At 25.6% G+C, this 18421-nt stretch carries 19 protein-coding genes; 9 read left to right on the forward strand and 10 right to left on the reverse strand.

Annotated elements, in window-relative coordinates:
* Positions 1 to 16: 16 nt before the first annotated feature.
* The 3 genes from purH to guaA are packed head-to-tail and all read left to right on the forward strand — an operon-like array spanning position 17 to position 4352.
* On the forward strand, positions 17 to 1543 hold the full coding sequence (gene purH, locus H0H50_RS00795; protein WP_185867280.1) for a bifunctional phosphoribosylaminoimidazolecarboxamide formyltransferase/IMP cyclohydrolase: 1527 nt from the start codon (positions 17 to 19) through the stop codon (positions 1541 to 1543).
* A gap of 4 nt (positions 1544 to 1547) precedes the next feature.
* On the forward strand, positions 1548 to 2789 hold the full coding sequence (purD, locus tag H0H50_RS00800) for a phosphoribosylamine--glycine ligase (RefSeq protein WP_185867281.1): 1242 nt from the start codon (positions 1548 to 1550) through the stop codon (positions 2787 to 2789).
* An 18-nt stretch (positions 2790 to 2807) separates the two neighbouring features.
* Positions 2808 to 4352 (forward strand): glutamine-hydrolyzing GMP synthase, encoded by a 1545-nt coding sequence (gene guaA / locus H0H50_RS00805; RefSeq protein ID WP_185867282.1) that lies wholly within the window; start codon positions 2808 to 2810, stop codon positions 4350 to 4352.
* Positions 4353 to 4359: 7 nt separating this feature from the next.
* Here guaA and accD read toward each other — a convergent pair whose 3' ends face one another.
* Positions 4360 to 5199, reverse strand: a complete 840-nt coding sequence (gene accD, locus H0H50_RS00810) for an acetyl-CoA carboxylase, carboxyltransferase subunit beta (protein WP_185867283.1) — start codon at positions 5197 to 5199, stop codon at positions 4360 to 4362.
* Positions 5200 to 5207: 8 nt separating this feature from the next.
* Positions 5208 to 6275: a class II fructose-bisphosphate aldolase gene (fbaA, locus tag H0H50_RS00815; protein ID WP_185867284.1), complete on the reverse strand. Its 1068-nt coding sequence runs from the start codon at positions 6273 to 6275 to the stop codon at positions 5208 to 5210.
* Positions 6276 to 6441: 166 nt separating this feature from the next.
* Here fbaA and H0H50_RS00820 point away from each other — a divergent pair, with 166 nt between their 5' ends.
* Positions 6442 to 9009 carry a UvrD-helicase domain-containing protein gene (locus H0H50_RS00820; RefSeq protein ID WP_185867285.1) on the forward strand — a complete coding sequence of 856 codons (2568 nt, stop codon included), beginning with the start codon at positions 6442 to 6444 and terminating at the stop codon, positions 9007 to 9009.
* Positions 9010 to 9025: 16 nt separating this feature from the next.
* On the opposite strand, the gene lipA is transcribed toward H0H50_RS00820, so the two are convergent.
* Positions 9026 to 9880, reverse strand: coding sequence for a lipoyl synthase (gene lipA / locus H0H50_RS00825; RefSeq protein ID WP_185867286.1), 855 nt, complete (start codon positions 9878 to 9880; stop codon positions 9026 to 9028).
* A gap of 94 nt (positions 9881 to 9974) precedes the next feature.
* Here lipA and H0H50_RS00830 point away from each other — a divergent pair, with 94 nt between their 5' ends.
* The 3 genes from H0H50_RS00830 to H0H50_RS00840 are packed head-to-tail and all read left to right on the forward strand — an operon-like array spanning position 9975 to position 12430.
* A complete protein-coding gene (locus H0H50_RS00830) occupies positions 9975 to 11078 on the forward strand; it encodes a Nif3-like dinuclear metal center hexameric protein (RefSeq protein ID WP_185867287.1) in 1104 nt (367 codons plus the stop codon).
* Between the two features lie 2 nt (positions 11079 to 11080).
* Positions 11081 to 11872: a zinc ribbon domain-containing protein gene (locus H0H50_RS00835; RefSeq protein WP_185867288.1), complete on the forward strand. Its 792-nt coding sequence runs from the start codon at positions 11081 to 11083 to the stop codon at positions 11870 to 11872.
* 3 nt (positions 11873 to 11875) lie between these two features.
* Positions 11876 to 12430 carry a thioredoxin family protein gene (locus H0H50_RS00840; RefSeq protein WP_185867289.1) on the forward strand — a complete coding sequence of 185 codons (555 nt, stop codon included), beginning with the start codon at positions 11876 to 11878 and terminating at the stop codon, positions 12428 to 12430.
* Here the strand turns inward: H0H50_RS00840 and H0H50_RS00845 are convergent.
* The 4 genes from H0H50_RS00845 to H0H50_RS00860 are packed head-to-tail and all read right to left on the reverse strand — an operon-like array spanning position 12414 to position 16270.
* On the reverse strand, positions 12414 to 13436 hold the full coding sequence (locus tag H0H50_RS00845) for a DHH family phosphoesterase (protein ID WP_185867290.1): 1023 nt from the start codon (positions 13434 to 13436) through the stop codon (positions 12414 to 12416). The genes H0H50_RS00840 and H0H50_RS00845 overlap by 17 nt on opposite strands.
* Before the next feature lie 10 nt (positions 13437 to 13446).
* Positions 13447 to 14865 (reverse strand): CCA tRNA nucleotidyltransferase, encoded by a 1419-nt coding sequence (locus H0H50_RS00850; RefSeq protein ID WP_185867291.1) that lies wholly within the window; start codon positions 14863 to 14865, stop codon positions 13447 to 13449.
* A gap of 6 nt (positions 14866 to 14871) precedes the next feature.
* Positions 14872 to 15450 carry an L-threonylcarbamoyladenylate synthase gene (locus H0H50_RS00855; RefSeq protein WP_185867292.1) on the reverse strand — a complete coding sequence of 193 codons (579 nt, stop codon included), beginning with the start codon at positions 15448 to 15450 and terminating at the stop codon, positions 14872 to 14874.
* A 1-nt stretch (position 15451) separates the two neighbouring features.
* Complete coding sequence (locus tag H0H50_RS00860; protein WP_185867293.1) at positions 15452 to 16270, reverse strand: 2,3,4,5-tetrahydropyridine-2,6-dicarboxylate N-succinyltransferase; 819 nt, start codon at positions 16268 to 16270, stop codon at positions 15452 to 15454.
* Between the two features lie 67 nt (positions 16271 to 16337).
* Between H0H50_RS00860 and ruvX the strand changes: the two genes are divergently transcribed.
* Positions 16338 to 16763 carry a Holliday junction resolvase RuvX gene (gene ruvX, locus H0H50_RS00865; protein WP_185867294.1) on the forward strand — a complete coding sequence of 142 codons (426 nt, stop codon included), beginning with the start codon at positions 16338 to 16340 and terminating at the stop codon, positions 16761 to 16763.
* 3 nt (positions 16764 to 16766) lie between these two features.
* The gene (gene def / locus H0H50_RS00870; RefSeq protein WP_185867295.1) at positions 16767 to 17303 is read left to right on the forward strand and encodes a peptide deformylase; all 537 of its coding nucleotides are present in this window, start codon (positions 16767 to 16769) and stop codon (positions 17301 to 17303) included.
* On the opposite strand, the gene rplT is transcribed toward def, so the two are convergent.
* From rplT to infC, 3 genes are read right to left on the reverse strand one after another with little or no spacing between them, the layout of a single operon-like run.
* Positions 17295 to 17645 carry a 50S ribosomal protein L20 gene (rplT, locus tag H0H50_RS00875; RefSeq protein ID WP_185867296.1) on the reverse strand — a complete coding sequence of 117 codons (351 nt, stop codon included), beginning with the start codon at positions 17643 to 17645 and terminating at the stop codon, positions 17295 to 17297. The genes def and rplT overlap by 9 nt on opposite strands.
* A 6-nt stretch (positions 17646 to 17651) precedes the next feature.
* Positions 17652 to 17840, reverse strand: coding sequence for a 50S ribosomal protein L35 (rpmI, locus tag H0H50_RS00880; RefSeq protein ID WP_185867297.1), 189 nt, complete (start codon positions 17838 to 17840; stop codon positions 17652 to 17654).
* Between the two features lie 17 nt (positions 17841 to 17857).
* On the reverse strand, positions 17858 to 18391 hold the full coding sequence (gene infC / locus H0H50_RS00885; RefSeq protein ID WP_238784213.1) for a translation initiation factor IF-3: 534 nt from the start codon (positions 18389 to 18391) through the stop codon (positions 17858 to 17860).
* Positions 18392 to 18421 lie beyond the last annotated feature (30 nt).

Below are 18421 nucleotides of genomic sequence, written 5' to 3' on the forward strand. Positions count from 1 at the left end.
TAGTAGCATGTGTATTATGAAAAGAGCTTTGGTTAGTGTTTATGAAAAAAATGAAATATTATTTAATTTTGTCAGTTTTTTAGATAAAAAAGGATACCAAATAGTTTCTACTGGAGGGACTTATCAATTTTTAATCAAAAAAGGGTTATCAAATATTATAGAAGTATCTGATTTGACTTCTTTTCCTGAAATTTTAGATGGAAGAGTTAAAACAATTCATCCTAATATATATGGAGGAATTTTAGCCAATCGTTCCGTTGAAAAACATATGAAATCTATTCATTCTTACAATATTCATCTTATTGATATAGTATTGGTAAATTTTTATCCATTCTGTGAAAAAATATATCAAAAATCTATTAATATTAATTCATTAATAGAATTTATTGATATTGGAGGTCCATCTATACTTAGAGCGGCTGCTAAAAATTTTTTGCATGTGACCGCAATCACAGATAGTAATGATTATGAATTTGTTCAATATGAAATTGAAAATTATGGATTTCCTTCATTAAAATTGAGAAAAAAACTAGCAGGAAAAGCATTTAATTTTACTTCTGCTTACGATTCTACTATTTCTCAATATCTTTTAGATGATCAATTTCCTACTTATTTACAGACTTCTTATGAAAAAAAAATGAATCTCCGTTATGGAGAAAATCCTCATCAAAAAGCGGCTTATTATGTTAATACCTTTCATAAAGGATCTATGCAAAATTTTCGTCAATTGCATGGAAAAAAGCTATCATTTAATAATTTAAGAGATATGGATATAGCATGGAAAATTGTTACTCAATTTTCTGAACCTGCTTGTTGTACCGTAAAACATTCCACTCCTTGTGGAGTAGCCTTAGGAAAGAATATTATTGAAGCATTTCAAAAAACTTATTATGCTGATACTATTTCTTCTTTTGGAGGAATAATGGCTGTTAATGTTCCTATTACAAAAGAACTAGCAAAAGAGATTAATCATATTTTTTTAGAAGTTGTTCTTTCTCCAAGTTATGAGAGTGATGTTTTAAATATTTTAAAAATAAAAAAAAATATTAGAATTATTAGTATCAGTGAACCTATTTCAGATAAATTAGAATATGCGCAAATAGACGGAGGAATTTTAGTACAAGAATCAGATTATTTTTTTCCTCATGAAAAAAATTACAAAATAGTTACTAAAAAAGAATTTAGCGATCAAGAACTAAAATCTTTATTTTTTGCTCAAAAAGTAGTAAAATATGTAAAATCTAATGCTATTGTTGTCGCTAAAGGAACACAAACTTTAGGTATTTCTGGAGGTCAAACTAATCGAATTTGGGCTGCTCGTCAAGCTATAGAAAGAGCTTTAGAAAAAAGCAAAGAGGGATTAGTTCTTGTGTCTGACGCTTTTTTCCCTTTTAGAGATGTTGTCGATGAAGCCGCTCGTTCTGGTGGAATAGGTGCTATTCTTCAACCAGGAGGATCTATACGTGATGAAGAATCTATTAAAGCTTGTAATGATTATGGAATTGCAATGGCTTTTACTGGTAAGAGACACTTTAAACATTAAAAAAATGAAAATTTTAATTCTTGGAGGTGGAGGACGTGAACATGCTATCGGAAAAAAATTATTGGAAGATTATCATTTGATACAACTTTATTTTTACCCTGGAAATGGAGGAACGAGTATAATAGGAATAAATATTGATAATCATCATACGGTATTAGATTTAGGGATTTTTGCTAAAAAAAATGCAATAGATATAACTATTGTAGGATCCGAAATTTTTCTATTAGAAGGAGTTGTAGATATTTTTCAAAATTTTGGGTTAAAAATAATTGGACCACATTATTTAGCTGCTAAACTTGAAGGAAATCGCATTTTTGCTAAATCTTTTATGAAAAAATATGGAATTCGTACACCTAAGTATGATATTTTTTATTGTTATGAAAAAGCTATAGATTTCTTGAAAAAAAAGACGAATTCTATAGCTATAAAAACTAATGGAATAGCTTCAGGAAAAGGAGTTTTTTTAGCCCATAATCAAAATGAAGCTGAAAATGCTTTAAAAAACATTATGATAAAAAAAAAGTTTGGAAAATCTGGAAACCAAATTATCATAGAAGAATTTTTACAAGGAAAAGAGGTCTCTATTATATCTATTTTTAATGGAAAAAACATTATTCCTTTCTTATCGGCCAAAGATTATAAAAAAGTTGAAGATGATGAAAAAGGATTAAATACAGGAGGAATGGGTGCAGTTGTTCCTAATCCATATATGACAAATTCTATTTGGATAGATTTTAAAAAAAATATTTTGGAACCTACTTTAGAAGGATTACTTATAGAAAAATTAACTTTTTTTGGGTTTTTATATTTCGGATTAATAATAACTTCTAACAAAGTTTATTTGTTAGAATATAATACTCGTATTGGAGATCCTGAAGCTCAAGCTCTATTTCCATTAATGAAAAGTAATTTTTTGAATATTATTCAATCTATCTTTAAAGATAAAGATAAGGAAATCTCTATTGATTGGAAAAAATTATGTTCTTGTTGTGTAGTTTTATCATCTAGAGGATATCCTGAAAAATATGAAAGTGGAAAAATTATAACTGGTTTGAATTCTTTAGAAGAACCTTTTTATATTGCTGGAGCAAAAAGAGAACGAGAAAAGTGGATAACATCAAGTGGACGTGTTATTAATATAGTAGGAATAGGAAATTCTATTCAAGAAGCTAGAAAAAAAGCTTATGATAAAGTTAAAAAAATTCAATTTGACAATTTGTATTTCAGAAAAGATATTGGCTTATAATCCAAAAAAATACAAAAAATGAAAAAAGATTTTATACTCATATTAGATTTTGGATCTCAATATAGTCATATGATTGCTAGAAGAATTCGAGATATAGGAGTATATACTTTATTATATAATTATAATGAGATTTCTATATCTCATATAATATCAAAACAACCTAAAGGATTGATTCTATCAGGAGGACCTTTTTCTATTTATGAAAAAGGCTCTCCATTAATCTCAAAAAATATTTTTCAACTAAATATTCCTATATTCGGAATTTGTTATGGAATGCAACTTATTTCTTTTCTTTTTGGAGGAAAAATAAAAAAATCAAAATCTAAAGAATATGGTAAATCATACTTTATCATAGATCATCCTAATAATAGTTTATTTCATGGAATTCCCGATAAATCTATTGTTTGGATGAGTCATTTTGATGAAGTAAAAAACATTCCAAAAGAATTTTCAGTTATCGGACATACATCATCTTGTGATATTGCAGCTTTTAGTCATATCAGTAAAAATATTTATGCAGTTCAATTTCATCCAGAAGTAAAAAATACAGAATATGGAATATCTATATTGAAAAATTTTGTTTTCCATATTTGCAAATGTAATTTGAATTGGAAATTAAATAATTTTGTGCAAAACACGATAGATAATATTAAAAAACGTGTAGATCAAAAAAAAGTTATATTAGGTTTTTCTGGAGGAGTAGATTCTTTTGTAACGGCTTACATTATTCATAAAGCTATTGGTAATTCTTTAAATTGTATTTTCGTAGATACAGGATTACTGCTAAAAACAGAAAAAATATCCTCTTTATGTAAGAAAATGAATTTTCCTATAAAAATAATAAATGCTAAAAATCATTTTTTATCCAAGCTAACTGGAATTGTTGATCCTGAGATGAAAAGAAAAATTATAGGAAAAGAATTTTTATATATTTTTCAAAAAGAATCAGAAAAAATTAAAAATGTTGAATTTTTAGCACAAGGGACCATTTACTCGGATATCATTGAATCTTCTGGTTTTTCAAAAACTTCAATAAGTTATTCTATAAAATCTCATCACAATGTAGGAGGATTACCCAAAACATTAATGAAATTAAAACTCATTGAACCATTAAAAGAATTATTTAAAGATGAAGTCAGAAAAATAGGAGAAGAATTAGGACTTCCAAAAGAAATCTTATATCGTCATCCATTTCCTGGACCTGGTTTGGGGATTCGTATTATTGGAGAAATCAATGAAGAAAAAATTTCTCTTTTGAAAGAAGCGGAAAATATTCTTTCGCAAGAATTAAAAAATTATGATATTTATAATTTTGTAAGTCAAGCTTTTATTGTTTTATTACCTATAAAATCTGTAGGGATAAAAGGGGATAAACGAACTTATGAGTATACAGCGATATTACGTGCAATAAATACTGAGGATTTCATGACAGCTACTTTTTCACATTTATCTTACGATTTTTTAGAAAAAATTTCAAATAGAATTATTAATGAAGTTGATGGAATTAATAGGATAGCATATGATATAACCTCTAAACCTCCATCTACTATTGAATGGGAATGATTTTATTTTATGTCATCATAGACACCAAATTATATATATTTTTTTTTAATTCTGTCCTAGGAGAAATTAAATCTATAAAACCATGATCCATTAAAAATTCTGCTGTTTGAAATCCTTCTGGTAGATCTTTTCCTATTATTTCCCTAATAACTCTAGGTCCAGCAAATCCAATCAGTGCTCCTGGTTCAGCTATATTGATATCTCCAAGTAAAGCGTAAGATGCTGTCACCCCTCCCGTAGTTGGATCAGTTAAAACAGATATATAAGGGATTCTAGCATCACGTAGTTGGGTTAATCTAGCCACAGTTTTAGCCATTTGCATTAATGAAAAAGAGGATTCCATTATTCTTGCTCCTCCAGATTTAGAAATTAATATATATGGATATTTTTTATCGATACAATATTTGATAGCACGAGATATTTTTTCTCCTACTACGGATCCCATGGATCCTCCTATAAATGAAAAATCCATACAAGATATCACTACATTTATAGTTTTAATTTTTCCAACTCCTGTTCTAATAGCATCATATAAATTTGTTTTTTTTCGTGCTTCGTTAATTCTATCTGTATACTTTTTATAATCTTCCCATTTCATAGGATCTTTGCTCATCATTTTTACATTTATTTCCAAAAATTCACCATGATCAAAAAGAATTTCAAAATATTCTTTACTATGAATTCTTACATGGTATCCATCTTCTGGACTTACATAAGCATTTTTTTTTAATTCTTCCGTATCTATAATTTTTCCGTTAGGAGTTCTGTACCAAATTCCCTTTGGTAAATCTTTTCTATCATCTATAGATGTTAAAATATTCTTTTTTTTTCTTAAAAACCAAGCCATGGTTATTTCTATAAAGTATTAATGTTATTCATGGATTCAAAATATTTTTTTAAAATAATTTTAAAAGATTTTTCTCCTTCTCTTAACCATACTCTAGGGTCATAATATTTTTTATTAGGAATATATTCTCCTTTTGGGTTTCCTACTTGTTTTTTTAAATATTCCTTATTTTTCTTCATATAATCTCTTACTCCACAGGTAAAAGCATATTGTAAATCAGTATCTACATTCATTTTTACAACTCCATAACTAATAGCTTCTTTGATTTCCTTTTCGGTAGATCCTGATCCACCATGAAAAACTAAAGAAACTGGTTTGGGTTTAGTATGAAATTTTTTTTGTATATATTTTTGTGTATTTTTCAAAATTTCAGGACGAAGCATTACATTTCCAGGTCTATAAACCCCATGTACATTTCCGAAAGAAGCTGCTATAATAAAATTTTCACTAATATTCATGAGTCTTTCATAGGCATAAGCAACCTCTTCTGGTTGAGTATAAAGTTTATTGTTTTCTATGTTAGAATTATCTATTCCATCCTCTTCTCCTCCTGTTACTCCAAGTTCTATTTCAAGGGTCATTTTACTTTTATTCATTCTATAAAAATATTTTTCACAAATGTGAATATTCTCTTTTAAAGATTCTTGAGAAAGATCTAACATATGTGAGCTAAACAAGGTTTTTCCAAAACGTTTATAATATTTTTCATTGGCTTCTATTAATCCATCTATCCATGGAATAAAAGATTTAGAACAATGATCTGTATGAAGAATAACCGTTGTTTTATAGGATGAAGCCAATTCATGAATATGCATAGCACTAGCTATAGAACCTTGAATTGCTGCTTTTTGATTCTCATTATTTAATCCTTTTCCCGCATTAAAAATAGCCCCTCCATTAGATAATTGAATAATAACAGGAGAATTTACTGCTGCAGCCGTCTCCATAACTGCATTCATCGTATTAGATCCAATAACATTAACAGCAGGTATGGCAAACACGTTTTCCTTAGCGTATTCGAATATTTCTTTAACAAGATTACCAGTAGCTACCCCAAAAGGAAATTTTTTAGACATGTGTTGAATATTTGTTTTATTAATTAATTTAATTTTAATTTAATAATTCGTGATAAAAATTAAGTTACCATAACTTAAACTTAATTTTGGCATATTTTATACAAATTAAAAAATATATGAAAAAATTTTTTATGAAATTAATGAAAATGAAATTGAATAATATGCTATGTTAGTTTTGCCATCTACATTAAAAATATATAATGCTTCAGCTGGTTCGGGAAAAACTACTTTTTTAGTAATCAATTATCTTTATGTTTTATTAAAAAGTCCTTATCCTGATGAATTTAAAAGAGTTTTGGCTTTAACTTTTACTAAAAAAGCTTCTGAAGAAATGAAAAACCGCATTTTACAATGCATAAAAGAATTTTCTAATAAAAAAGTTAAAAAAGAATATTGTTTTTTATTTGATCATATAACAAAAAATTTAGGTTTAACAAAATATCAATTGTATCAACGTTCTGAAAAAATATTATTTGCCATATTGCATGATTTTTTTTCTTTTTCTAAAAACATAAGTACCATAGATAAATTTACTTATAATATTATAAAATCTTTTTTATCAGACAGAGAAATAAATTTAGAAATGGATACAAATCGGTTTTTATTAAAAGTTGTAGACAATGTATTATATCGATTAAAAAATTCTGAAATCTGGTCAAATATCTTAATTCAATCTTCTTTAGAAAAACTAAAAGAAGGAAAAAATTGGGATTTAAGAAAAGAATTATTAAAAATAGCTCATATAATGGTTGAAGAAAATAATTTTTTTTTTGTAAAAAAAATTAAAAATTATTCTTTAGAAGACTTCATACAATTAAAAAATATTATAATAAAAAGAACTAAAATATTTGAAAAAAAATGCAAGAAAAAAGGGGAAAAATTTTTTAAATTTTTAGAAAAAAATTCTATTCAAAAAGATTCATTCATTCATTTGGAATTACCTAGATTTTTTCAAAAGTTACAAAATGGAAACATCTTTTCTAATCCTTTTAATGAACGTCTTGAAAAATACATGAAGAAAGAAACATTTTATTCCCAATTTTTTTATGATAAGAATCAAAAAACACTAATAGAAAAAAATAGGAAAAAAATACTTCTTTTATATGAAAAAACTAAATCTATATATAACAAAAATATATCGAATTATCTTTTAGATAAACTTTTTTTAAAAAACATAAACATATTATCAATAATACATGAAATTGAAAAAGAGTTTCATTATATAAAAAATGAAAAAAAAATTATTTTAAATGCAGAGTTAAACAAAATTCTTTATGAAAAAATTATTCAGGGAACATTTCCAAGAATATATGAAAAAATAGGAATGCAATACAAACATTATTTCATAGATGAATTTCAAGATGTTTCATTTTTACAATGGCAAAATATTAGAATTTTAGTTGAAAATGCATTATCCGAAAATGGATCAGCTATGATAGTAGGAGACCCTAAACAGTCTATATACAGATGGAGAGGTGGTGATGCAAAACAATTTATAAAGTTAATTTATTCTAAATCAAATTATTATAAAAAAGAAATAAAAACCATAGAAAAAAATTTTCGTAGTTATGAAGAAATTGTAAAATTTAATAATTTACTTTATCAATCTATATCTAAAACATTTAATTCTACTCTTTATCAAGACATATATAAAAATTATAAACAAAAAACATGTAATAAATCTGGAGGATACGTAGAAATAAATTTTATTAATGATGATAATAAAAATTATAAGGAATATGTTTATTCAAATATAAAAAATAAAATAGAACAATTATTGAAACAAAAATATACATTATCGGATATTGCTATTTTAGTTAGAAACAATAAAGAGGGTCATTTTTTGTCTGAAAAACTAGTAAAAGATGGTATGATAGTGAATACTTCTGTTTCTTTACTAATAAAAAATCAATTGGAAATACAAATAATAATAAATTTTTTTCATATTATTGCTTATCCTCATTGTTATCAAAAAAGAGTTATTTTAATTCTTTCATTATTAAAAAATAAATTTATTCATACTAAGATAAATGATCACGATTTTATCATGAAAATACTTTTTTTACCTTTAAATCTATTCTTGAAAAAAATTCTATTTAAAAATTTATTAACATTAAACAAATTATATAATAAATCTATATACAATATATCAGAAGATATTATTGAAGCTTTTGGATTATTAAATAAACAGAACTCTACATATATCTATTCTTTTTTAGATTTTGTTTATAGATCTACAAAAAGGGTAGGAAATTCCATTATAGATTTTTTAGATTATTGGGAATATAAAAAAGAAAAAGAAAGTATTGTGATTTCTGATCACATCAATGCTATTCGTATTATGACCATTCATAAATCTAAAGGATTGCAATTTCCAGTGGTACTCATTCCTTTCACAGATTGGAATATTTTTTCTAAAAAAAAAGAAGAAATATGGATAGATGTAAATCCTAATTTCTATTCTGGATTAGATTCTATTTATTTAGAAATAGAAACCTATTTTAAACATATCAAACATGATAATAATATCCGTAATTTTTATGAGTATTATTTATCAAATATGAAATTTGATAACATCAATTTGTTATATGTAGCTACTACACGTTCTATTGAACAACTCATTTTATTTTGCAAACATGGAAATAATAAATCCATATCATTTTATATTAAAAATTTTTTATGTGAAAAAAAAATATGGAATGACAAAAAATGTAAGTATATCTTCGGAAGATAAGAAAAAAGTTATTAATTTATTTCACATGTTTTTCTGCATGATAAGAAGATCTAACTAATGGTCCGCTTTCTACATATTTAAATCCCATTTTTAATCCAATTATTTTTAATTCTTTGAATTGTTCTGGTAAAACAAAAAAACGAACAGGATAATGTTTTAAGGAAGGTTGTAAATATTGTCCCATTGTCAGAATATCTACTTTAGACTTTTTAATATCTTTCATTGTTTCTATTATTTCTTCTTTTGTTTCACCTAAACCTAACATGATTCCTGTTTTTGTCCGTATATTTTTATTCTTTTCTTTTATATATTGTAAAACTTCGAGACTACGATCATATTTAGCTTGAATACGAACCTTCTTTGTTAGTCTAGCAACTGTTTCCACATTATGAGAAATTACTTCTGGCTTAATGTCAATTATTCCATCTATTATTTTTTTTTCTCCTTTAAAATCTGGAATTAAAGCTTCTATTGTGATGTTTGGATTAAAATATCGTATTTTTTGTATGGTTTGAATCCATATAGAAGAACCCATATCCTGTAAATCATCTCTATTTACCGAAGTTAATACAGCATGTTTTATTTTCAAAATTTTTATGGATTTTGCTACTTTTTCCGGCTCCTCCCTATCTATTTTATCAGGACGACCTGTTTTCACTCCACAAAATCTACAAGATCTTGTACAAATATTTCCCAATATCATGAAAGTTGCTACTCCTTTGTCCCAGCATTCACCTATATTGGGACAACTTCCACTTTGACAAATTGTATTCAGTTTATGTAAAGAAACTAATTTTTGCAACTCATGATAATTTTTACTCATTGGTAATTTTACTTTTATCCACTTTGGTTTTTTTTGAATTATATTCATATCTTTTTTTAATTTTTATTATTATACTATAAAAAATATAAAAATCAATTTTTTTTGATAAATTTGTCCAATATGGGTATTTTTATTTATTTATATGGATGTGTTTGTTAGAGATATAGCTGATGTATTGGAAAATATAGCTCCTATAGAATATGCAGATTCTTATGATAACATTGGATTAATATTAGGATCATTTCATAAAAAAGTAAAAAGTGTACTGATTACTTTAGATCTCACTGAAGAGGTTTTTTATGAATCTATTCATAAAAAATGCGACTTGATAATTTCTTTTCATCCTATTATTTTTAAATCTATTAAAAATATAACAGGAAAAACGTTTTCAGAAAGAATTATAATTCATGCGTTAAAAAATGATATATCTATTTATGTCATTCACACAAATTTAGATATGATATGGGAAGGGCCTTCTTCTTATATATCCAAATTATTACGAATCAACAGAGAAAAAGTTTTATTTCCAAAAAAAGAAACTATAAAAAAATTAATAACTTATGTTCCAGTTGATTATGCTGAAAAAGTTAGAAATGCATTATTTGACGCAGGAGCTGGAAATATTTCTAATTATAGTCATTGCAGTTATAATTTTGATGGATTCGGAAGTTATATGGGAAACAAAAAAACTCAACCTTTTATTGGAAAAAAAGAAATTTTTCATATAGAAAAAGAGACGTGTATTGGTGTTATTTTTCCCGATTACAAATTAAATAGAGTGAAAAATGCTTTATTTAAAAATCATCCTTATGAAGAAGTAGCTTATGAAATTTATAATCTTGAAAATATAAATCCTCATATAGGAATTGGTTTTATAGGAAATCTTATGGAAAAAATGAATGAATCTGATTTTCTTTTTTTTATAAAAAAAAAAATGAATGTTTCTTGTATTCGTCATTCTAATTTTACAGGAAAAAAAATTCAAAAAATAGCTATGATTACAGGTTCAGGACGTTTCGGAATAGAAACAGCTATAAAAGAAAAAGCTGATGTTTTTATCTCCTCTGATTTGAAATATCATGATTTTTTTAAAAATGAAAAAAAAATATTAATTGTGGATGTTGGGCATTATGAATCTGAAAAATTTACCAAAAATTTACTGAAATCTTTTTTAGATAAAAATTTTACTTCTATTTCTGTTTATGAATCAGAAGTTCATACTAATCCAGTTAAATATTTTCATTAATTATGGGACATAAAATACAAGAAGCCGTTACTGTTGTAGATAAATTGAGAGTATTATATAATCTTCAATTAATAGATTCTCGTATAGATGAAATACGAAAGTTTCGTGGGAATATTCCTATGGAAATAAAAAGTTTAGAAGAAGAACTAAACCAAATGAAAAAAAAATTAGAAAAGATTCATGAAGATGTTTTTTATATAAAAGAAAATATAAATAAACAAAATAAAAATATTAAATCCTCAGAAATTCTAATTAACAAATATGAAAAACAAAAAGATCATATCAACAATCATAAAGAATTATATTCTATAGATAAAGAAATTGATTATCAAAAATTAGAAATACAATTGTCTAAAAAAAGAATTAAGGAACTGAATATTCAAATTGATAAAAAGGAAGAAGTTATAGGAGAAAAAGAAGATATTTTAAAAAATAAAGAGGAACATCTTTTTCATAAAAAGAAAGAATTGAATAAAATTCTTTTAGAAAACGATAAAGAAGAAAAAATTTTATTAGAGCAATCTTCGTCTTTTTCTCAAAAAGTAGAAAATAGTTTATTAAAAATTTATAAAAGAATCAGAAATGGAGTTAAAAATGGAGTAGCTGTTGCTCCAGTACAAAGAGGAGCCCCATTAGGTTCTTATCTAGCAATTACACCTCAAAAATATTCAGAACTGATACAACGTAACAAACTTTTAATAGATGAACATAGTGGTAGAATATTAATAGATGCTGAATTAGCTGAGGAAGAAAAGAAAAAATCTTTTGTTTTTTGTTCTAAAAAAAAATTATAGATCATGGTACAAACTTATTCTTCTAATGAAATTAAAATTCAAATAAAAGATTTTGAATTATTAGAAATTTCTTCAGGAAAGAAGAAATTTTTAAGATATTTTTTTTCTAATAAAGCAACGGTAATAATGTTTATTTGTAATCACTGTCCATATGTTAAACATATCAATACAGAATTGATTCATTTAGCTAATGATTTTTTACCCAAAGGAATTTCATTTTTAGCTATTAATTCTAATGATGTAAAAAAATATCCGGAAGACTCTCCAGAAAATATGATAAAAGTATATCATAAACTAGGTTATCCCTTTCCTTATTTTTTTGATGAAACACAAGAAGTTGCTAAATATTATTGTGCAAAATGTACTCCTGAATTTTTTATATTTTCAGGAGATGGAAATTTATGTTATCATGGGCAATTAGATGACTCTAGACCTGGAAATGATGTTCCTGTTACGGGTTCTGATGTGAGAAATGTTTTACAGAATATTTTAAAAGGAAATAAAATACATCCGATAGTAAAATTGAGTTACGGATGTAATATTAAATGGAAAACATAAGATTTTTATAATAATTTGGGATAATGTTTAAAAAATATTCTATAGCTTCAGGTAAGTTTTTTTCTGACATTCCTCCTGCAGCATTTATATGTCCTCCTCCTTTAAAATGCTTTTTAGCAAACATATTCACATCAAAATTTCCTTTCGAACGAAAAGAAATTTTGATGGGATATTTTTCTTTTTCTTGAAAAAAGAAAACAGAAAAAACTATATTTTTAACGCCTAATCCATAGGTTATAATCCCTTCTGTATCTCCTTGTTTGTATGAATAAAAATTTATATCTGAAGCTTGTATGCTTGTATAAGCGGTACGATATTTTTTTATTATTTTTAATTTTTTCAAAGCTTTAGATAATAATTTCAATCTGTTTTCACTATATTTTTCTTGTAAATGATCATAAATGTTATCTATATTAATACCTTTTTTTATTAATTTTCCGGCAATAAAATGAGTTTCTGAAGTTACAGAAGGAAAACGAAAAAAGCCTGTATCCGTCATTAATCCTACATACAAACATGTAGCTATATCTTTGTCTATTTTATCTAAATTATTCATATCAGATATGAATCGAAATACTAAAATACTGGTAGCTGCTACTGTAGAATCTGAAAACATAAAATCAAAAAAAAATGGAAAAGGATGATGGGCAAAAGGATGATGGTCAATTAGTATTTTCTTTGCTTTTGAATATAAAAAAAAATCTTTTATATTATTGATTCTTGATAGATGATTAAAATCTATAAAAAAAACATAATCAGAGTTTATAATTTTTTTTTTTACCAAAGATTGTGTACGATCGGAAAATACGATAATATCCTTGATTCCAGGAAGCCATTGAAAAGATTCAGGATATCCTGTTGGAGATACTAAATATACATCATGTTTTAATTTTCTGAAGTAAAATAAAAGAGCCAAAGAAGATCCTAATGCATCTCCATCTGGATTGTTATGAGGCAACAATACAATCTTTTTTTTATTTATACCATTGATATTAGAAAACAACATATATGTAATATTATTTTTTTTTCAATCCCAATTCTTCTCCTTTTTTTAACATAAGAAAATAAGCCGAATGAAAATTATTAGATATTTTTCCTTCTAAAATAGAATCTTTAACAAAATTTTTTATGATTCCTATTTTCTTACATGGATCAATATGAAAAGCTTCCATTATATCATTTCCTGATATGGGTGATTTCCAATTTTGAATTCTATCTCTTTCTTCTAATTTTTTAATTCTTTCTATGAGAAGATAAATATTTTTTTTATACTGATTTTTTTTATCTATATTGTTGGTAGTAATATCAGCGATACATAATTTCATTAAGTCTTCTAAATCTTTTCCCATATCAAATAATAATCTACGTATAGCAGAATCACTAGTCTTTTTTTCTATTAACGTAATAGGTCTATAACTATGTTTAATCAGCTTTTTAACATATTTTATAGAAGATCCTTTTGGAAGTTTTAAACGTTGAAATATATTTGAAACCATTTTGGAGCCTACTAATTCATGAGCATGAAAAGCCCATCCTATTTTAGGAAAAAATTTTTTGGTATAAGTTTTTCCGATATCATGAAGTAAAGCGACCCATCTTAACCAAAGAGAATTGGTTTTTTCTTGACTAATATTATCTACTACTTGTAAAGTATGATAGAAATTATCTTTATGTTTATATCCATTCTTTTCTTCTATTCCTTTTAATAAAACTAATTCAGGTAATATAATTGATAATAATCCAGATTTGTATAATAATAACAATCCTATAGAAGGCTTTTCAGATAGTAAAATTTTGTTAAATTCATCAACTATTCTTTCTATAGAAACAATATTTATTCTATTCTTATTCTTTTGAATTGATTGAAATGAAGATTGTTCAATATCAAATTGTAGTTGAGTAGCAAATCGTATAGCTCGCATCATTCGTAATGGATCATCAGAATAAGTTAGATTTGCATCTAATGGAGTTCTTAATATTTTTTTTTTCAAATCTGATAATCCTCTAAACGGATCTATTAATTCTCCATAATTATCTAGGTTTAAACTAATAGCTAAAGCATTAATTGTAAAATCCCTTCGATTTTGATCCTCTTGCAATGATCCCAATTCTATAATTGGATTTCTACTAGAATAATGATACGATTCTTTTCTTGATCCCACAAATTCTATTTTTTGATTTTCATATTCCAACATAACTGTACCAAAACGTTTAAATATTCTTATTTTAGGATAAGGAATAATATATTTAGAAACCTCTTTAGCTAATTTTGTTACTTCTCCTATAGTTAAAATATCTAAGTCATTTGACTTCATTCTTCCCATCAAAATATCTCTAACATAACCTCCTATAACATAGCTATTTTGTTTTATTTTTTCAGAAGATATACTTATAATATAAAATATTTTTCTATGAACGGCAGATGATAAATTCATGTAAGTTTACATACGTAATATTTTGATTTGATTAGAAATAATTTTTATAATAGAAGAAGCACTGTGCTTAGCTTTTTCTTCTCTACGAAAATTTACAATATAATCTGTTTTACTTAAAATAGCAGGACTAATTTCTGAAAAAGATTTAGGACTGATAAATCCTGATAAATTGGCAGAAGTAGAAATAATTGGTCTATCCAAACTTCGTATTAAACAAGTACAAAATGGATCATATGTTAAACGAACTGCTAAAGTATTATCTTGTCTAAAAAGATTAGATGGTATTTTTTTTGCATTTTCGTATATTATGGTAACAGGTTTATCTTTTTTATTAATATTATCAATAATTATTTCTTTAGTGAAAGAAGATATTGTTCCTACTAATTGATGCAAACGATCCATACTCTCTACTAAAACAATCATAGATTTATAAATATTTCTATTTTTTATTTCACATATTTTTTTTATGGCTTGTATATTAAAAGCATCACATCCTAATCCCCATACAGTATCTGTAGGGTATAATAAACTTTTTCCTCTTTTTAAGATATTTACACTTTTTTCTATTTCTACGTAAAAAGACATTTTAAATTGATAAATTGTGGGTTCTCAATGCATCATTTAAAGATGTTTTTTTATCTGTACTTTCTTTTCTTTTTCCTATAATCAAAGCACATGGAACATGATATATTCCTGAATTAAATTTTTTTGGATAAGATCCCGGTATAACTACAGAATATCTAGGAACTACTCCCTTAGTTTCAATAGATTTTTCATTAGTAACGTCAAATATTTTAGTAGAAGCAGTCAAAACGACATTCGCTCCTAAAACAGCTCCTTTTTTTATCAAAACTCCTTCCACCAAAATACATCTAGATCCAATAAAAACATCATTTTCAATAATAACTGGATGAGCTTGTAAAGGTTCTAAAACTCCTCCTATTCCAACCCCTCCACTTATATGTACGCGACTACCAACTTGAGCGCAACTACCCACTGTAGCCCATGTGTCTATCATAGTATTTTCTCCTATATATGCTCCTATATTGACGTAAGAAGGCATAAGAATAACTCCAGGTGATATATACGAACCATAACGAGCTATAGCATGAGGAACTACACGAATTCCTTTTTCCTTAAATTTATTTTTTATAGGAATTTTATCATAAAATTCTAACCCCCCTAATTCTATTGTATTCATTTGTTGAACGGAAAAATACATAAGAATAGCTCTTTTAACCCATTCATTTACTGTCCATTTTCCATTTAAATAATCAGATACTCTGATGGAACCTGTTTCTAAATGATCAATAACCTGAAATACTAAATTTTTTATATTTACGTCAGTAGTCCATATATCTTTTTTATTCCAAGCTTTCTCTATTTCTAATTTGAATCTATTCACTTTTTATAGGTTGGTTAATAAGAAATAAAACAAAAGTAGCAAAAATAAAATAAGATAACAAGCAGCTATGGCAAAAATATTAGGAATAGATTATGGAAAAGTTACCACAGGTTTATCTATAACAGACGAAAAAAAAATATTTGCGTTTGGACTAAATGCTGTTCCAACTAAAAATTTAATGAATTTTTTAGAAAATTTTTTAGTTTATGAGCAAATAGAAAAAATTGTTATAGGATTGCCAAAAAAATTAAATAATCAAAAAGAGATTTTAATAGAAACATATATTCAGAAATTTATAAAAAAATTTCACGTAAAGTATCCAAAAATCATTATAGAAAGACTGGATGAACGTTTTACATCTAAAATGGCTTTTGATACCATGATAAAACTGGGCTTAAAAAGGAAAAAAAGAAGAAAAAAAGTAATTTTGAATCAAATTAGTGCCACTATAATTTTACAGTCTTATCTTAAAAAAGAAGAAAAAAAAAATTAACTCATGGTGTTACCTATAATTCTTTATGGAAATCCTATTTTGAGAAAAAAATGTTTGGACATAAATTTATCTTCTTGTAAATGCAAAAAGTATATTAATCAATTGATTAAAGATATGTTTGAAACTATACACAAAGTAAAAGGAATAGGTTTGGCGGCTCCCCAAATTGGAAAAAATATTAGACTTTTTATAGTTGAAACTCCTTATTTAATAAAGGGAGAATATATCAGTAATTATAAGGAAGTTTTTATTAATGCAAAAATATTAAAAACTCATGGAAAAGAGTGCAAATTTAATGAAGGATGTCTTAGTATTCCTGGAATAATGGGAACAGTTAAAAGAAAATCTCATGTTCTAATTGAATATTATGATAAAAATTGGAAAAAACAAAACAAAACCTTAACAGGTATATGTGCTAGAGTAATTTTGCATGAATATGATCATATTGAAGGGAAACTTTTCATAGATTATTTTTCTTCCACAAAGAAAAAAATAATAGAAAAAAAATTAATGAATTTGTCAAAAAAAAATTCATTTTGAATAGACATCATCTACTATTTTTTTGAAAACACTAGGATCATTCATGGATATATATGAAAGAATTTTTCTATTAATTTTAATTTTTTTTTCAGATAATTTATTCATAAATTCAGAATAGGATTTTCCATATTGACGTACTCCCGCATTTATACGTTGAATCCAAAGAGATCTGAAATCTCTTTTCTTTTTTTTTCTTCCTACAAAAGCATAAACAAAAGATTTTTCCACAGCATTTTTAGCAACTGTATAAACTTTACTTCTGGAACCATAAAAACCCTTGGCTAACTTCAGTATTTTTTTACGTCTTCGTCTAGAAGAAACCGCATTGGTAGATCTAGGCATAATTTTCTAAATTTGTATTTTTATATTTTTCTGATCTGATTTTTTTAATAAAGTGAATACAGAAAGATTACGTTTTCTCCTTTTTGATTTCTTAGTTAATAAATGATTTTTAAATGCATGTTTTCTTTTAATATATCCATTAGCTGTTTTTTTAAATCTTTTTTTAGATCCTGATTTCGTTTTTAATTTAGGCATAACAAAATAATATAATGTTAAAATTTTTTTGGAGCTAATATCATATACATCCTTTTTCCTTCCATTACTGGCATTTGCTCTACTTTTCCGTACTCCTCAATTTCCTCTGCAAATTTTAATAATTTTATTTTTCCTTGATCTTTGTATACTATAGAACGTCCTTTAAAAAAAACAAATACTTTCACTTTATCTCCACGCATTAAAAATTTTTCTGCACTTTTAATTTTAACTTTTCCATCATGATCTCCAATTTGTGGTCCAAATCTAATTTCTTTAGTATTTACTTTAATTTGTTTTGCTTTAAACTGTTTTTTTCTTTTTTTTTGTTCATATAGAAATTTTTTATAATCTAGTATTTTACATACTGGAGGATTTAATTTAGGATTAATCTCAACTAAATCCAGTTCTCTTTTCCTAGAAAATTGAAGAGCTTCTTGTATAGAATAAATTCCATTTTCTATGGAAGAATCCCCGACTAAACGAACTTTTAATGTATCAATATTTTCATTGATACGATGTACTTCTTTTTTTTGCGGTAATGGTCGGTATATTCTATTTTTTTTATTACCTCTTGAAAATTT

The sequence above is a fragment of the Blattabacterium cuenoti genome (assembly GCF_014252015.1).
Classification (GTDB): Bacteria; Bacteroidota; Bacteroidia; order Flavobacteriales; family Blattabacteriaceae; genus Blattabacterium; species Blattabacterium cuenoti_U.